Source organism: Sorangium sp. So ce119 (assembly GCF_051524405.1).
Classification (GTDB): domain Bacteria; phylum Myxococcota_A; class Polyangia; order Polyangiales; family Polyangiaceae; genus Sorangium; species Sorangium cellulosum_G.
The window spans coordinates 2964304-2980412 of record NZ_CP150310.1 but is presented as its reverse complement, the minus strand read 5'-3'; the positions used below and the strand labels follow the sequence as shown (position 1 = coordinate 2980412).

Genomic DNA, 16109 nt, shown 5'->3' with positions numbered 1-16109 from the left:
GCCGGCCGCGCGGCGGCGGCCGGCGCGGGCTCACGCCTGCATCCGGGCCGCGAGATCCCGGTTCTGCCGGAGCAGCGCCTCCGGCATCCGGGCGCCGAACGACGCCAGGAACGTCTCGCGATCGCGCGCCTCCTCCAGCCACGCGTCGCGGTCGACGGCGAAGAGCTCGCGCAGCGCCTCGTCGTTCACGTCGAGGCCGCTGGTGTCGAGCTCCCCGGCCGCGGGCATGATCCCGAGCGGCGTCTCGCGGCCCTCCGCCGCCCCGCCCACGCGCGCCGCGATCCAGCGCAGCACGCGGAGGTTCTCGCCGAAGCCCGGCCAGAGGAGCTTGCCCGCGTCGCTCTGCCGGAACCAGTTCACGTGGAAGATCCTCGGGAACGCCGCGCGGCGCTCTCCGAGCTCGATCCAGTGCCGGAAGTAGTCGCCCATGTTGTATCCGCAGAAGGGGCGCATCGCCATCGGGTCCCGGCGGACGACGCCCACCTTGCCGGTGGCCGCCGCGGTCGTCTCCGAGGCCATCGTCGCGCCGAGGTAGACCCCGTGGGCCCAGTCGCGCGCCTCGCAGACGAGCGGCGCGAGCCGCGCGCGCCTGCCGCCGAAGACGATGGCCGAGATCGGCACGCCCGCCGGGGCGTCGAACTCCGGTGAGACGGAGGGGCACTGTCGCGCCGGCGAGGTGAACCGGCTGTTCGGGTGCGCCGCGGGCTCGTTGCTGTCGCGCGTCCAGCGGCGGCCCCTCCAGTCGGTGAGCGCCGCCGGCGCCGGCCCATCGAAGCCCTCCCACCACGGCGTCCCCTCCGGCGTGAGCGCGACGTTCGTGAAGATCGAGTTGCGGGAGAGCGTCGCCAGGGCGTTCGGGTTCGTCCTCGAGCTCGTCCCGGGGGCCACGCCGAAGAAGCCGGCCTCGGGGTTGATGGCCCAGAGCCGGCCGTCGGGGCCGATCCGCAGCCAGGCGATGTCGTCGCCCACGGTCCACACCTTCCATCCCTTCTGGGACGCGGGCGGGACGAGCATGGCGAGGTTCGTCTTCCCGCAGGCGCTGGGGAACGCCGCGCAGATGTACGTCACGCGGCCCTCCGGGTCCTCCAGGCCGAGGATGAGCATGTGCTCCGCGAGCCACCCCTCGTCGCGCGCCATCGTGCTCGCGATGCGCAGCGCGAAGCACTTCTTGCCGAGCAGCGCATTGCCCCCGTACCCGGAGCCGATGCTCCAGATGAGCCGCTCCTCGGGGAAGTGGCAGACGAAGCGGCGCTCCGGGCTCAGGTCGCCGAGCGAGTGCAGCCCCCGGCAGTACTCCTCGGAGCTGCCCAGCGCATCGAGCGCAACCCGGCCCATGCGCGTCATGATCCGCATGCTCGCCACGACATAGGGGCTGTCGGTGATCTCGACTCCGACCTTCGCCGACGGCGATCCGACAGGGCCCATCAGGTAGGGAACGACGAACATCGTCCGCCCCTTCATCGCCCCGTCGAACAGCCGGCCGACCTTCTGCGGCGCCTCGTCCGGCGACATCCAGTTGTTCGTCGGGCCGGCGTCGTCCCTGTCCCGACTACAGATGAACGTGAGGTGCTCAGTCCGGGCGACGTCGGTCGGATCGCTCCGGTGAAGATAGCAGTTGGGGTACTTCTCCTCGTTGAGCGCGAGGAGCGTGCCGTCGCTCAGCATCCCCTGGATCAGCGCCCGGTTCTCCGCCTCGGAGCCGTCACAGAAGACGACCCGATCGGGCCGCGTCTGCTGCGCGACCTCGTCGACCCACGCTGAAAGATTCCGGTGTTGCATACAGCAACGCAGCCTAGCCCGGGCCAGAAGGACCGCCAATGGACAGTAGCGCTGTAGCAATACAGCAAAACTGGATGATCTGGCGAACTGCGCGCCGCGCAGCAACGTGCGGCGACCGGGCCGCGGTGACGGTGAGCGGGCTCAGTTCGCGCGAGGAGAAGCAGGGGCGTTCGGCTATGCTGGAGACGTGCAGCGTGTCGTCGACCTCCCCGAGCGGGGCAGACTGATCGTCGCCACCGACTTTCAGGGGAATGTCGCGGATTTCGAGCGAATCGCCGAGATCTTCGAGCAGGCGGCGGCCAGCCGCGACGGCGCGGTGCTCGTGGTCACGGGCGACCTGGTGCACGGCCCCGAGCTCGATGAGGGCGAATGGCCTGATTACCTGGGTTCGTTTTACCGGGGCGACTCCGTGACCTTGTTGAAAAAGGCGAGGAGACTCGCAGATCGCCACCCGGGTAGGGTTCATTACCTGCTTGGCAACCACGAGCATGCGCATGTCGGCGGCCCCGTGGTGGCGAAGTTCTTTCCAGACGAGGCCCAGCGGCTCGAGGACCTGCTCGGACCGGAGGACACGCTGGCGATGCGGAGCTGGTTCCGCGGGTGGCCGTTCGTGGCGGTCGCGCACGCGGCCCGGATGGTCATGCTCCACGCCGCGCCGCACGCGCGCATCCAGAGCCGCGAGGATCTGGAGCGGCTCCCGCTCGACGGGTTCCTCGACGTGCCGCTCACGGAGATGACCCTGCAGGGGACGCTCGGCGCGCTGCTCTGGGCGCGGAGCACCTCGAGCGAGCGCGCCCATGCCTTCCTGCGCGCGCTCGATCCGGACGCCTGCGTGGCCGTCTACGGGCACGACGTCGCGCGCGCGGGGTACGCCACCGAGCGCGAGCCGCTGCTCTGCCTCTCGACGAGCTTCGGCTGCTACGACGGCGACAAGCTCTACCTGGAGTGGGATCTCGCCGAGCCCGCGGAGAGCGCGTCCGACGTCGCGTGGCGCGGGCTCCGGTCGCTGTACCCCGAAGCGCCGCGCGTGCACAGCGAGCCCTGAGCGGCCGCGGAGGGCGGCCGCGGAGAGCGCCTCGACGACGCGCTCCGCGGCGCGGCGCTCACGCCGCGGGGCCGGGCGCGACCTGGGCGGGCGGGGCAGGCGGCTTCGGCGCCGTGTTCGCGTGGCGGCGCTCCGCGAGGATGCCGACGAGCGCGAGGATCAGCAGGACGAGCTGGGCCGCGAGCGTCTCCACGGTCGGGAAGATGCCGAGGGCGGGCACGCCGCCGAAGGGCAGCGCGTGGACAGGCACCTTGCCGGCCATCTGGAGGGCGGCCACGCCCTGCCCGGCGAAGATGACCGCGAGCGCGTAGAGCAGGTAGCTGGAGATGCGGAAGAAGACCTGCGGCGGAGCGAACCTGCCGGCGCGCGTGTAGGCCGCGACCACGGCCACGAGCACCACAGCGCCCCCCACGGCGCCCGCCAGGGCCGCGGTCGCGGAGGCGTTCGAGGCGAGCAGGGCCTGGTAGAACAGCACCGTCTCGAACGCCTCGCGGTACGCCGCGAGCATGGAGACGCCGAAGAGCGAGAGCGCCGCGCGCCGCGGCGAGATCTGCGTCTTCAGGAACCTCATCCAGCGAGCGACCTCGCGCTTCGCGAGCAGCGAGTAGCTCACGTAGAACAGCACCGCCGTCGCGAGGAGCGCCGTCACGCCCTCGATGAGCTCGCGCTGCGCCCCGGAGATCGCGACGATGCGGGCAGAGGCGATCCACGTGAGGACGCCGAGCCCGAGCGCGGTGATCCAGCCGAGGTGCACGAAGCGCCGCTTGTCCGCGAGCCCCGCCTGGGCGGCGAGCCCGAGGAGCGCGGCGATGAGGAGCGCGGCCTCGACCCCCTCGCGCAGGATGATGCCGGCGCTCGAGAGGGCCGTCGACGCGAAGCTCTTCGGCGCCGCGGCGGGCGACAGGAGCGACTCGGCGCGGCCGACGTCGCGCAGCAGCGCGTCCATGGCGGCGCCGAGCTCGGCGGGGGAGGCGCCCCGCTCGAGCTGGCCGCGGAGCTCCATGCTGCGCGCCTCGAGCGCGGCGGCGAGCGAGGCGTCGGCGGCGCGGAGCGGGGCCTCGATCGGCTCGATCCCCTCGAGGTACGCGTCGATGAGGTTCCCGCGGGCCGCGTCGCGATCGCCCCGCGCGATCGCCTGGCGCGCGCGCTCGATCTTCACGCGGACGAGGCCGAGCGGGGTGCGGGCGGCGCGATCCTCGTACGGCGCGCGGAGCCGCAGATCGGCCAGCACCGCGGCCTCGGTGTCGGCCGGGACGCCGGCGCTCCGGAGCTCGGCGCGCAGATCGGCGTCCGTGCGGGCCGCGAGCTCGGCGAGCGTGTAGGCGGGCGCGACGCCGGCCGGCGCGGGGGCGACGTCGGCGTGGCGCAGGCCCGTGATGAAGAAGGCGAGATCCCAGCGATCCGCGTCGGAGAGGAACGTGAACGGGACCATCGCCGTGCCGTCGACGCCGAAGCGGACGGTGCTCACGACGCGGTACGGGGCGATCGCCTCGCCGCGCTCGGGGTCGTGGAAGTTCACCGGGCGGGGCGTGAGCGTGGCCGCGCGCGCGGTGTCGGCGCGCCCGGTCTCGCCGTGGCACGTGGCGCAGTGCTCCTGGTAGAGGCTCTTGCCCCGCGCGGCGTTCGGCGCGGCGCGCGGCGCCTCCTCGATCTGGAAGGCGCCGACGAGCTCGGCGCGCAGGCCCGTGATCAGCGCGACGACGTCCGCCGGCGGCGCCTTCTGGTCGAGCAGCTCGCGGAGCTTCGCGACGCGCGCCGAGAGATCGAGCTGCCGCTCCGGGGGGATCGCGGTCTGGATGCGCGCCGCGATCTTCGCGCCGTCCGCGGCGAGCGAGAGCTGCTCGGCGTACTCGTCAGGCACCGTGACGACGCCGTTCGCGACGGAGCCGCCGTAGTCGGCGCCGATGTACCCGAGGATGTGCACGAGCCGCTGCGCCTCGATCTCGGGCGGATCTCCCTGATCCGCGCGGGCGAGCGGAGCGCCCAGCAGCACGGCAGCCAGACAGAGGAATGCGAGCATCCGCTGGCTGCGCGTGATGTTGATAGTCATATTCAGAAAGTACCGCGGGCTGTGTGCGGGGATCAAGGCGAAGTGAGGCGTGGGTGAGCGTGAGCGCGAGCGAGCCGCCGGCCTCTGGGGCGGCGCGCGGCGCTAGCGGCCGAGCTCCTCGAGGAGGGCCGCGACGCCCTCGTCGATCTCGGCGTCGGTGAGGTACGGCGCGGGGCCGATGCGGACCACGTCGCGCCGCGCGTCGACGAGCACGCGCCGGGCGCGGAGGCGCTCCACGACGTCGCCCGCCCGCGCCGCGCGGACGGCGACGAAGCCGCCACGCCGCTCGGGCTCGCGCGGCGAGATCACGTCGCCGGCGCGGCCCGCCGCGTCGAGGAGGCCGAGGATGCGCCCGGTCTGCCGGAGCGAGATCGCGCGCAGCCGTGGGACGGTGAGGCCGAAGCGATCCCAGTGCTCGAGCGCCGCGGCGGCGCGGTAGAGCGCGGAGGGGTCGAACGTGGAGCCCGCGAAGCGCGCGCCGCCCGGCGCGTACGCGACGCCGCCGCCGCTGCCCGCAAGCGCGCCGAAGTCGGCGAACCAGCCGGTGAAGACAGGGCGCAGCGCGCAGGCGCGCGGGACGCGCATCCAGCAGATCCCCTCCCCCATCGCCGCGTACTTGTAACCGCCCGCGACCGCGAAGACCTGAGGCGCGGCGCTGCCCCACGCGACCGGGACGACGTTGAAGGCGTGGTAGGCGTCGACGAGCGGGACGGCGCCGATCTCGGCCGCGCGCGCGACGATCTCGTCGAGCCGCGGCACCACCGTCGCGCTCTCGAAGAGCACGGCCGAGACCGCCAGCATCGAGGTGCCCGGCCGGAGCGCGGCGAGCAGCCGATCGGCCAGCGCCGCGCGCGGCTCGACGCTCACCCACTCGACCTCGGCGCCCTCCTCGCCGAGGCGCGCGAGCTGACGCCTGAGCGAGTGGAACTCGCCCTGGGTGGTGACGATCCGCGGCCGCTCGCGCAGAGGCAACGCCGTGATCAGCCGGTAGACGAGCTCGTGCGTGTTCTGGCCGAAGGCGATGGCGTCGCCGCGATCGAAGCCCATCCGCTCCAGGATCGCCTCGCCGACCGCCGCGCGCTTCGGGAGCACCGCGGCGTCCCACTTGTCGTCGACGAGCCGCGCGGCGTCGTCGAAGCACGCGACGAGCGCGTCGCGCGCCACGTCGGGCCAGGCCTGGTGGGAATGGCCCGTGAGCAGGATGCGCGGCGCCGCGCCGTCCGCGGGCGTGAGGAAGCGCGAGTACGCGGCGCGGAACGCGTCGAGGTCGAACGAGAAGCCCGGTTCCGCGTCTCCTTGCATTCCAGCTCCTCGGTCACGGCGTCGCGCGACGTGCGCGCGAGGCGGTGAGGCTCCGCGCGCGTCCCCGCTTAACCCACTTCCGAGTTCACTTCCACCGGGTCGGCCCGTGGATCCTGCGCGCGACGCGCGGATTGCGTCCTCGGCGAGCGGGACGGGCGGCCGGGGCGCGCCCCCGGCGCGTCCGATCATCGTAGGGGGAGGTAGCTCTCCCGGGGTCGGGCGGAGAGACGCGACAGCGGAGGGGGTGGGAGGTTCCGTGACGCGCGAGGATTGCTGCGGCGTGGGAGGGGGGCCGGCGCGCCGTCGCGCTAGACTGCGCAACCTGCCGATGCGACCGCGCGCGGAATACCTCGAAGGGCTCGTCGATCTCACGTCTCACGACGACCCGAACGTCCGGCGCGCGCTCTTCCGCCAGACGATCGCCTCGATCGCCCTCGTCGACGCGCTCGAGGGGTCGACCCCCCTCGACTCCCTCAGCCCGGACGGGCTGCTGCGGAGCGTCCAGACCGCCATGGCCGACGGGCTGCTCGAGGACCTGAGCTGGCTGGCGCCGGCCGCTGCGAGCGTGGCTCTCTACGAGATCGCCGGCGCGCTCCCGCACGGGCCCGAGCGGCGCGAGCTCGGCCGGCGCGTGCTCAACCAGCTGTACGCCGGCAACGCGGCGACGTTCGTCGCGCTCGCCACGCGCATGGCCGCCGGCTCGGCCCGCGGCCTCTCCGGGGCGGGGATCCGCGCGCGCGTCATGCTCTCGCTCTGGCTCCCGGCCGGCACCGACGTTCCCGTCGATCCGCTCGCGCTGCTGCTCGCCTCGCGGCGCGAGCTGTCGCGCGACTGGATCGCGGCGCCCTCGACCGGCTCACTCCCCGAGCGTCGCCTCGCCGCGCGCCTGCTCGAGCGCGCCGCCCGCGAGGCGACCCGCAGGGCCATGCAAGGCGACGACCTCCCGCTCCGCGTCTTCCGCAACGTCAGCGACGGGCGCCGGCGCGACCTGGACCGCAGCGCCGACGGGATCGCGCTCGCGTGGCAGACGCTCCTCGCCGACCGCGAGCCGCTCGTCTGGCGCCACGTCGCCGCGGCGCGCGGCTTGCTCGCAGGGGTGCTGCCCGACTTCGCCGACGAGGTGCGCGCGCTGCTCGGTCAGGATCTCTCCCCCACCGAGTGGCGACGCGGGGCCGCGTCGCTCGCCGCGAGCATCGCCGTCGACCCGGACGGCGCGCTCCGCCGCGCCGTCGAGCTCCTGCGGAGCCCGCTGCTCACGGCCGACCCGGGCATCGCCACGGCGATGGCGTGGGGCCTCCCCGTCGCGGCCGACGCGGAGCCCGAGGCCGCCGACGCGCTGCTCGACGAGATCGCGCGCGCGTCGCCGATGTCGACGGCCGAGGCGATCGTCGAGCTGCGGCGCGACCTCCGCGGGGCGCTGAGCCGCGGCGAGCCGCTCGGCGCCCGCGCGGCCGCGCGGTGCGCCCGCGCGCTCGAGGACGCGCTCGAGGCGCCGCCCAGCGCGCACGCGCGCGACGACGGCCTCGCGGCGCTCGCGCGCGTCGTCCACCGAGACCTCGCGATGGACGGCGCCGGGGTCGCGCTGCTGCGCGGCGCGCTCGACGGCGCCGTCGCCGCGTTCGTCGAGACCGGGCCGCGCGAGGCGCACGGCCGCGCGCTCGAGGCGTACGCCCTGGCGGCCGAGGTCGTGGGGGCGCTCGAGGAGATCGAGCTCAGCGATCTCGACGACGGGCAGAGCACCGCGGCGCGCAGGGCCGCGGTGGGGCTCGTGCGCGAGCTCGACGCGGAGCTGCTCGGCTCCGGCCTGCTGAGGAGCCTGCTGCTCCTGAACCGCCGGCCGAGCGAGGACGCGACCGGGGTCGCCTCGCTGGACGATCTGGACGAGCGGCTCGCCCGCTGGCTGCTCCGCGCCGAGGGGCCCGCCGCGCGCGCGAGCGCCTCGCCGCCCCTGCACGTGACCGTGCACCAGCGAAACCTGCGCGCGCTCATCCACCTGATCGACGGCGAGAACACCGATTTCGGCGGCGAGCCCGAGCTCAAGGCGCGCGTCCTCGCGCGCTGGACAGGGGCGATCGGCGTGCTGCTCGACCGGCTGCGCGCCGACCGCGGCTCGTCGCTCCGCCGCGCCATCGCCGCGTCGGTCGCCCGCGGCCTCGACGCGCTCGTGCGCGAGGGGGCCGCCGACGCGGCCGACATCTTCCTGCACGCGGCGATGCGCGGCGGCGACCCCGACGACCTGGAGGTGCTCGGGGAGGCCAGCATGCACCCGGACGTCGCCCAGCTCCTGCGCGCCTACGCGCGGTTCGCGCGCGGGGGGCGCGAGGGCGGCGCGCGCGGGGGACGCGCGCCCGACAGCGACGCCGCGGTGTCGGTCCGGTCGACGCGACGGGGGTCGCTGGACGCGGAGCTCGCCGAGGCCGAGCGCGCGCGCGCGGCGCTCGAGCGCATCGCCGCCGTCGACGCGCTCGTCACGGCGTTGCCCGCGGGCGCCTCGCAGCGCACGGAGATCGTGCGCGGCGCGCTCGCCCGCCTCGCGCGCGCGCTCGGGGCGGTGAACACGGCCGGCGCGCTCAGCGCGCTGACCGGGGCGGGCGACGGGGACGCGGACGCCTCGCCGCTCAGCGCCCTGGAGGACGCCCTCACGCGGCTCGCGCAGCTCACCGCCGGCGCTCGCCGGCGCTGCGGAGAGCACCCCGCCTCGGCGCCCTCCGGCGCGACCGAGCCGCTGCGCCTCGCGATCGAGGTCGCGCTGCAGGAGGAGGAAGAGGGCGTCGAGCCGGGCGTCGCCGCGCCGATCGAGGCGCTCGTCTCGGCCGCGCGCGCCAGCATCCCGGGCGCGCTCGCGGACGTGGTCGCCCTCGTCGCGCCGCGCATCATGCGGCTCCCGGTCCGGCGCCCGAGCGCGCCGGGCAGCGTCACGCTGCCCGAGCAGCCGCTGCCCGCGTGGCTACCGAGCCGGCGCACGCTCGGCGGCTTCTACGTGCACCGCCAGCTCGGCGGCGGCTCGCTGGGGACGGTGTTCGTCGTCACCCGCACCGAGGAGCGGCACGATCCGTCGGCCGAGCGCTTCGCCCTCAAGGTGCCGGAGTACGATCACACGGCTGCCCGGAGCGTCTCGGAGGCCGACTTCCTCCGGCTGTTCCGGGAGGAGGCAGGCGCGCTCCTCTCGCTCCCCGACCACCCGAACCTCGCCCGCTTCGTCACGTTCGACGCGGGGGCCCGCCCCAAGCCGATCCTCGTGATGGAGCTCATCGAGGGCATCCGCTGCGACAAGCTGCTCGACGCGCGCGGCCTCACCTCCCGCAGCGCCGTGGCGCTGCTCGACGGGATCCTCGCCGGGCTCGAGGCGATGCACGCGGTCGGCGTCGGGCACCTCGACATCAAGCCCACCAACGTGATCCTGCGCGGCGGGCGAGAGCCCGTGCTCGTCGACTTCGGCCTGGCGGGACGCCACATCCGCCCCGGCTGCGCCACCGGCTGCTACGGCGCCCCGGAGATCTGGGGGGTCGTTCCGCCCGGGGTCACCCCGACCCCGCTCACGGCCGACGCCTACAGCTTCGGCTGCCTCGCCTACGAGATCCTCACCGGGAGGACGCTGTTCGACGGGCCCACCGAGGTCGCGCTCATCACGGCGCACGTCACGCACGACGGGCTGCCGGCGCCGGTCAAGCGCCTGGCCGACGATGCCAGGACCGCCGATATCGCGGCATTTTTGTATGCCTGCCTACGGCACAACCCGCTGGACCGTGCGACCGCCTCCTCGTTGCGGGAGATGCTCCTCCGCATCACCGGTCAGCTCGCCGACCTGAGGTGGCCGCTCGACGACGGACGCACCGCGAGGCACAGCATCGCTGGATCCCGCAAGAGTCATACAGGAAATTCCTGACCAACTTTTCCTCCGAAATCCGGCGGTCCAAAGAGGGATTTAGGCAGTAGGCTTCTTCTTGGCGGCGCGTTCGGGGGGGCCGCGTAATTCAGGCCGCCATGGCCCCCGGGTCAGCGCTGCTCGATTCCCATCGACGTACCGGCGCATCCCGGCGGCCAACCTATCTTGATCGCGCCGGAGCGCTGGAGTCGCGTCGGTCGATGTTCTAAGGGCGGCGTGTTGATCCCGGCCCTGGAACCACCTCGCGACGAAGTCGACCTCCGCTGCCGCGCGGCCGCGCTGACGGGCATGACGCTCGCAGATCTCGCGCGCGCCCTCCAGCGCGCGGTGCCCCGAGGCGGCGTTCGCACGAAGGGAGCGGCCGGCGCGCTCGTGGAGCGCGCGCTCGGCGCGACCGCCGGCTCGACGTCCAGGCCCGATTTTCCCCATCTCGGGATCGAGCTCAAGACGATCCCCGTGGACGCCGCCGGGGCGCCGCAGGAATCGACGTTCGTCTGCTCGATCTCGCTGTCGGACGCCGATCGCGCGGAGTGGGAGACGTCGCGCGCTCGCGCGAAGCTCGCCCACGTGCTCTGGATCCCGATCATCGCTGCGCCGGGTCAGCCGAGCGAGGAGCGACGGCTCGGCGCCCCGCGGCTCTGGCGGCCCACGGAGGCGCAGGAGGGCGTCCTGCGCGCCGATTTCGAGGACCTGATGGGGCTCATCGGCATCGGCGCCATCGAGGCGCTCACCGCGCACGCAGGACGGTGGCTGCAGGTACGGCCGAAGGCCGCGACCGGGCGCTCGCGGACGCTCGCGTTCGGCCGCGACGGGGAGATCATCGCGGCGCTGCCGCGCGGCTTCTACCTGCGCCCCAGCTTCACCGGCGCCATCCTGGGCGATCCGGCCGCGATGCCGGCGTGATCGGGCCCCGGACGCGCGGGCTCGACGCGCGTCACTTGCAGGGGACGACCTTCTTGGTGCCGTCCGGCATCGTCGCGGTGCACGTCTCCATCGAGAGATCGCTGTTCACGGTCACCGCCGGCGCGACGGTGCGCGGCGGCCCCGGATCGTCAGCGGGAGCCGCGCCTGTCCCACCCTGACGCCCGCGCCCCCGCCCGCCGCCGCGCGACGGTTTGCCGGGCCCCGCGTCCGGCGCGGTCGCGCCAGCCGCGGCCGCTCCGGCACCGCCGTCCGCCGCGGCCTCGCTCGAGCTGACGCCCGCGTCCGCCGCCCCCGCGTCCGCTGCGCCCGCGCTCGTCGCCGTGGCGCTCGTCGCGGCGGCGGCCGCGTTCTCGGCGTCGCCTGCGGGGATGACGTTCGGCGCCGCGACCGGCGTGTCCGGCGCCTGCGGCGGCGGCGCGGGCTCGACGGACGCCGCCGTCTCGCTCGACGAAGGCACCGCCGGGTTGGTCACGTCGCTGCCCCCCAGGGCGAACCGGCTGCGCTGGAACTGGAGCGCCCCCCACGCGCCCACCGCGACCGCGACGGCGCCGACGCCCACGTAGAGCAGCGTGCGCCGTCGGCGCGGGGCCTCGTCGTCCGACGGCGGCGTGGAGCCCGCGGTGCGCGCGCCCTTGTCGGTCACCGACGGGCCGCCGCTGCTCGTGCGCGACGCGCGGGACAAGGTCCTCGTCATGGCCGCGCGCGAGGCCGGCGGCGGCAGGTCGAGCTCCGCGGCGTGCTGGCGGAGGATCCCCGCGATGGTCGTGCGCGTGCCCGGCGCGGCATACGGCGCGAGCGCCTGCACGAACTCCGCGATCGACTGGTAACGATCCTCGGGCTCGCGCGCGATCGACTTCTCGATCACCTCGACGAGGCCCTCGGGCACCTCGGGGCGGAGGTCCTGGAGCGGCTCGGGCGGCGACGTGTAGATCTTCGCGCACAGCTCCGGGAAGCTGTCGGCCACGTACGGCGGCCTGCCGCCGATGATCTCGAAGAGGCACACGCCGAGCGCGTAGATGTCCGTGCGGGGATCGACGCTCTTCGACGAGCGCATCTGCTCCGGGGACATGTACAGCGCCGAGCCGAGGATCGTGGTCGTCTGCGTGAGCGAGACGTTGCCCGTGTCGCCGGTGAGGATCTTCGAGACGCCGAAGTCGAGCACCTTGATGAGCGGCGCGCCGTCGGGGCGCTTCGTCAGGAACAGGTTCGCCGGCTTCAGATCGCGGTGGACGATCCCGAGCGCGTGCGCCTCCGCGAGCGCCTCGCACGCCTGGACGATGTGATCGATGCACTCGCCGATCGCGAGCGTGCCCGCCTCGGCGGCGTGGCACGCGAGGTCCTCGCCGTCGAGCAGCTCCATGACCATGTACGGCTCGCCGCTGTCCAGCGCGGCGACGTCGAGCACGCGGACGACGTGGTGCGTCTGCAGCTTGGCGACCGTACGCGCCTCGCGCATGAACCGCTCCGACGCCTCGGTGTACGACATGAACTCTGGCAACAGGAACTTGATCGCGACGCGCGTATCGAGATCGAGGTGCAGCGCCTCCACGACGAGGCCCATGCCGCCACGGCCGATCGTGCGCTCGACGCGGTACTTGCGCGCAATGACGGTGCCAGGCGCGATCGTGTAGACGTTGTCGGCCTTCGGTTCCCCCGCGCCGAGCGGAAACGCAGCCGTCTCCGGGCCGACCGGGTCGTCTGCGTCGGTCGAGTCCGGCTCTCCAGAGGAGCGCGCCATCGAGCTAAGGTATACACGTCGCGCTTCGGCGAAGCGATTCCCCTCACGTCGCAGGAATGCAAAGGGCTGCGAAAAACCTCCGCGCGGGTGGGACGAGCGCGCGGGAGATGCGCAAGCGGGCGCGGCTTGAAGCCGTCCTACGCCCATGGCGCACCGCGAGCGCAGCCTCCGCCATCAGCGCGCCTCCGTGGTCCGCTGGAGCCGATGTCGCTGGCGCGCTGCTCCTCGGAACCGGCCCCGCGTCCGTGTTCGCGCGACGCGGCCCGACAGCGAGCTCAGCGGGTGCGCGCCGGCGGGGTCCTGGAGCGGCGCATGCTGGCCGTCGACGAGGTCCGGTGCGGCCCCTCGGTGCCGTGCGCCGGCGTCTGCCGCGTCGCCTTGAGGTTGCCGAGGTCGGCCTCGATCTCGACGCCGAGCGCGCGACAGCGCCGGATGAGCCGCTCCAGATCCACGCCCGCCTCGATGAGCAGGCCCGAGGGGGGCGATGGATCGACGAACATCTCGGCGGCCGGCCTGCGGGTGCGGAGCAGCTCGCGGATCTCGGGGTCCTCGATCCAGAGGAAGCCGGAGGCGCCGACGAAGCTCGCCTTGCCGATCACGACGCTCGCCTGGATGAGCATGCGCGAGATCGTGTCCGGCAGCGGCGCGACCGCCTCGATGCGCGCCCGCAGGGCGTCGCTGTCGAGGCCCACCGACAGCGCGCGCGCGATCGACGGCGGCGTGAGCAGAAGATCGACCTGATCGCCGACGCGGCCGATCTCGGCGAACGCCGAGAGCCCGAGCACGGCCGAGACCCGGGCGCCGGTGCCGACGCGCAGCGCGTGGGCCTCCACGAACTTGCTCTTGCTGTTGTCCGAGCTCGGCGCGGAGCCCGCGAGGAGCGCCCGCCCGCGCGGCGTCAGCCGGAGCGCCAGCTCCGCGCTGGCCGCGTCCTCGGCCCCGCCGAGATCGATGATCCCGAGCGCGGGCAGCGACTCCAGGGCGATCCGTCGCGTGATCTCCGGGATCTCCGGCGCCTCGACCGAGGCGCGCTCGGCCCAGCGACGGACCAGCCGCTCGACCCCGGCGATCCGCTCGTCGGCGGCCAGGTAGCCCTGCAGCGACTGCCAGGGGACCCAGCGGCCCTCGCCGAGGTCGTGCAGCGCGTCGAGCACCATCTCGCGGAGCGCGCTGATCGGGCTCGCGTCGCGGTTGTCCGACGCGACCCGGAGCACCTCCCGCTCGGCCCGCGCTTCGTCCCACGCGCCGCCGCGGCGCCACGTCGTGAACAGGAGCGGCGTCAGCTCCTGCACCTGGAGCGAACCAGGCGGCGTGGCCGGCGATGCGGCCGACGCATCCCAGAGCCCGACCGCGCGCGACAGCGCGGCGACGAGCGCGACGCCCTCGACATCGCGCCCGAAGCGCTGCGCGAGCCGGACGAGCAGAGACCGCGGCGTCCCGACGCCGGGGCGCACGTCGCTGCCGGGCTCGCGCACGCAGTACGCGAGCGCCAGCGCGAGCATCCCGGGATCCGAGGCGAAGCGGGCGCGCCGCGGCGCGTGGTCCTCCTCAAGGACGAACGAGCGGATCTGCTCCCGCCGCTTCTCGCGCATCCGGCGGCGATCCGCGCCGACGATGGCGGCCACCTCGGTGGGCACGACGTGCCGGTTCGGGTGGATCGGAATGAGAAAGGCGCGGCGCTCGAGCGCGAAGCCCGCGCCGCGGCGGCTCGCCGTCACCCCGCTCGCGCTGCGGAGGCGCATCGGCTCCCGCTCCAGATCGAGCAGCTCCTGCGTGTCGACCTCGCCGCCGACGGACTCGATCGCCTCCAGCAGGCGGCGCTCGACGGGCGCGAGGCGGTCGATCTCCTCGCGCAGCCGCTCCGGAGCGCTCAGCGTCTCCCACGCGACCTCGAGGGACAGCGCGATGGGCGGCGTGGCCGGGCGGCCGAGGTAGTGCGTCGCGATCGCGCTCATCGTCTCGAAGGGCGCCTGCGCCAGCAGCGCCCGGATCGCCCGGGGATCCTCGCTCTCCCAGCTCTTGAGCTGGACGAGGAACGCCGCCGGGAGCACGAGCTCGATGCCCTCGTCGGTCTTGCGCGCGTAGACGACGCCGCGGGCGATGAGCGGCTCGAGCCCGGCCGGCAGCGAGGGGACGACGAGCACGCCCCCCGCCTCGGCGATGCGGTGGAGCAGCTCGCGGCTGGCGGTCGGGAGCCGCGACGGGTCGCGCACGTCGGGGAGGCCGACCAGCGCGCGCGCCGCCTGAGACGGCGCGTCGATGCGCTTCGCGGCGTCGATGCGGATCCCCATCCTCGTGATGAGGCCCTTGAGCTCCGACTCTGGAAGGGCGCGGAGGATGGCGTCGAGCCGCCTCGGCGACTCGTCGAGCTCAGCCTCGTCACTGCTCGCCATGCCTCCCGATTCGCGCGTCACCCGACCTAGCTCCTCATCTGCAGGATGTGCCCGCCCCGACTGTCGTCCGTTGGTCGTGGTCATGTTCTCGACCTATCTCCCGGATATCCAATGACCCACATTAACCAGCGGAATAGCCAGCCTCCTAACGTACACCAGGATGCTCGTCCAGCTCCAAGAAATCGAGCACTTTCCTTCCCCGTTCTCATTTTCGTCCGCTTCGTCCGCTCACGTGGTCGCGCGCCGTCTCGTGCCGCGTGTCGTTGCGTGTCCTTACGCATCTGGCGGTTGCGCGCACGCGAGCCATCTCGACGTCTCGTGTCACGCCCCCCCGCACACGCCCCGTCGACCACGTATGCGCTCGCATGCGCTCGTACGCGCTCGCGCTCACCAGCAGGCGGCCGCGCGGCTCGCGTGCGTCGGCACGATCGCGGTGATGCGGTGCGCGAAGCGCGCCATGACGCATTCCGCGCTGTTCATCGTGTTCATCGCGGGCCTCGTGTTCATCGCGGCGCCGTTCGTCGTTGCGTTCGTCTTCACCTTCAGCATTACGTTCATCGTCGCGCTCGTCTTCACGTTCAGCGTTACGTCGTTGCCCTTGGTTTTCGACGTTTGTCACGCGACGTCCATCCGCAGGATCCCGCCCCGGCGCCCCGGACCCCTTGCCGCTGCGGGGCGGCCGTCGCGCGCCTCGATCGGGGCGCCTCGCGCGCGGCGTCCTCGCGGGAGGCGACGACCAGGTCGCCAGACCGCCCATGAGGGCGCTCCGCGACAGCCGCCCTTGCCTTCCCGTGCGCTCGCGTGGGAACGTCGCACACCTCCCTGATTTCCCGCCCCTGTCGAGGCGCATCATGCCGTGCTCCACACCGCACGCCCGAAGCTCGAGACCGCACGCCCGAAGCGACCAGCCCTCCACCCGTCGCGCACGCGCGCGGTTCGACACCATCAGGCAACTCCTGAGTGACCCGGTGCCCCCTGCGCCCATGGGGTCG

The 16109-nt window shown here is 73.8% G+C and carries 9 protein-coding genes; 3 read left to right on the top strand and 6 right to left on the bottom strand.

All coding sequences use genetic code 11. The features are described from left to right. Nucleotides 1–30 precede the first annotated feature (30 nt). Nucleotides 31–1779 (bottom strand): phosphoenolpyruvate carboxykinase (GTP), encoded by a 1749-nt coding sequence (locus WME76_RS11320; protein ID WP_437960145.1) that lies wholly within the window; start codon nucleotides 1777–1779, stop codon nucleotides 31–33. A gap of 187 nt (nucleotides 1780–1966) precedes the next feature. On the opposite strand from WME76_RS11320, the gene WME76_RS11315 reads away from it, so the two are divergent. Then, nucleotides 1967–2824, top strand: a complete 858-nt coding sequence (locus tag WME76_RS11315; RefSeq protein WP_437290806.1) for a metallophosphoesterase — start codon at nucleotides 1967–1969, stop codon at nucleotides 2822–2824. A 58-nt stretch (nucleotides 2825–2882) separates the two neighbouring features. Here the strand turns inward: WME76_RS11315 and WME76_RS11310 are convergent, their stop codons facing one another. Both WME76_RS11310 and WME76_RS11305 read right to left on the bottom strand, forming a co-directional pair. Further along, entirely contained in the window at nucleotides 2883–4874 is a 1992-nt protein-coding gene (locus tag WME76_RS11310) for an FTR1 family protein (RefSeq protein WP_437960144.1), read from the bottom strand. A gap of 102 nt (nucleotides 4875–4976) precedes the next feature. Further along, complete coding sequence (locus WME76_RS11305) at nucleotides 4977–6176, bottom strand: aminotransferase class V-fold PLP-dependent enzyme (RefSeq protein ID WP_437960143.1); 1200 nt, start codon at nucleotides 6174–6176, stop codon at nucleotides 4977–4979. A 328-nt stretch (nucleotides 6177–6504) separates the two neighbouring features. Between WME76_RS11305 and WME76_RS11300 the strand changes: the two genes are divergently transcribed. Both WME76_RS11300 and mutH read left to right on the top strand, forming a co-directional pair. Beyond that, on the top strand, nucleotides 6505–10062 hold the full coding sequence (locus WME76_RS11300) for a protein kinase domain-containing protein (protein ID WP_437960142.1): 3558 nt from the start codon (nucleotides 6505–6507) through the stop codon (nucleotides 10060–10062). Between the two features lie 219 nt (nucleotides 10063–10281). Beyond that, on the top strand, nucleotides 10282–10965 hold the full coding sequence (mutH, locus tag WME76_RS11295; protein ID WP_437962102.1) for a DNA mismatch repair endonuclease MutH: 684 nt from the start codon (nucleotides 10282–10284) through the stop codon (nucleotides 10963–10965). A gap of 31 nt (nucleotides 10966–10996) precedes the next feature. Here mutH and WME76_RS11290 read toward each other — a convergent pair whose 3' ends face one another. From WME76_RS11290 to WME76_RS11280, 3 genes are all read right to left on the bottom strand, one after another. Further along, nucleotides 10997–12724: a serine/threonine-protein kinase gene (locus WME76_RS11290; RefSeq protein ID WP_437960141.1), complete on the bottom strand. Its 1728-nt coding sequence runs from the start codon at nucleotides 12722–12724 to the stop codon at nucleotides 10997–10999. Nucleotides 12725–12999: 275 nt separating this feature from the next. Continuing rightward, the gene (locus WME76_RS11285; protein WP_437960140.1) at nucleotides 13000–15117 is read right to left on the bottom strand and encodes a hypothetical protein; all 2118 of its coding nucleotides are present in this window, start codon (nucleotides 15115–15117) and stop codon (nucleotides 13000–13002) included. Nucleotides 15118–15504: 387 nt separating this feature from the next. Further along, complete coding sequence (locus tag WME76_RS11280) at nucleotides 15505–15675, bottom strand: hypothetical protein (RefSeq protein WP_437960139.1); 171 nt, start codon at nucleotides 15673–15675, stop codon at nucleotides 15505–15507. Nucleotides 15676–16109 lie beyond the last annotated feature (434 nt).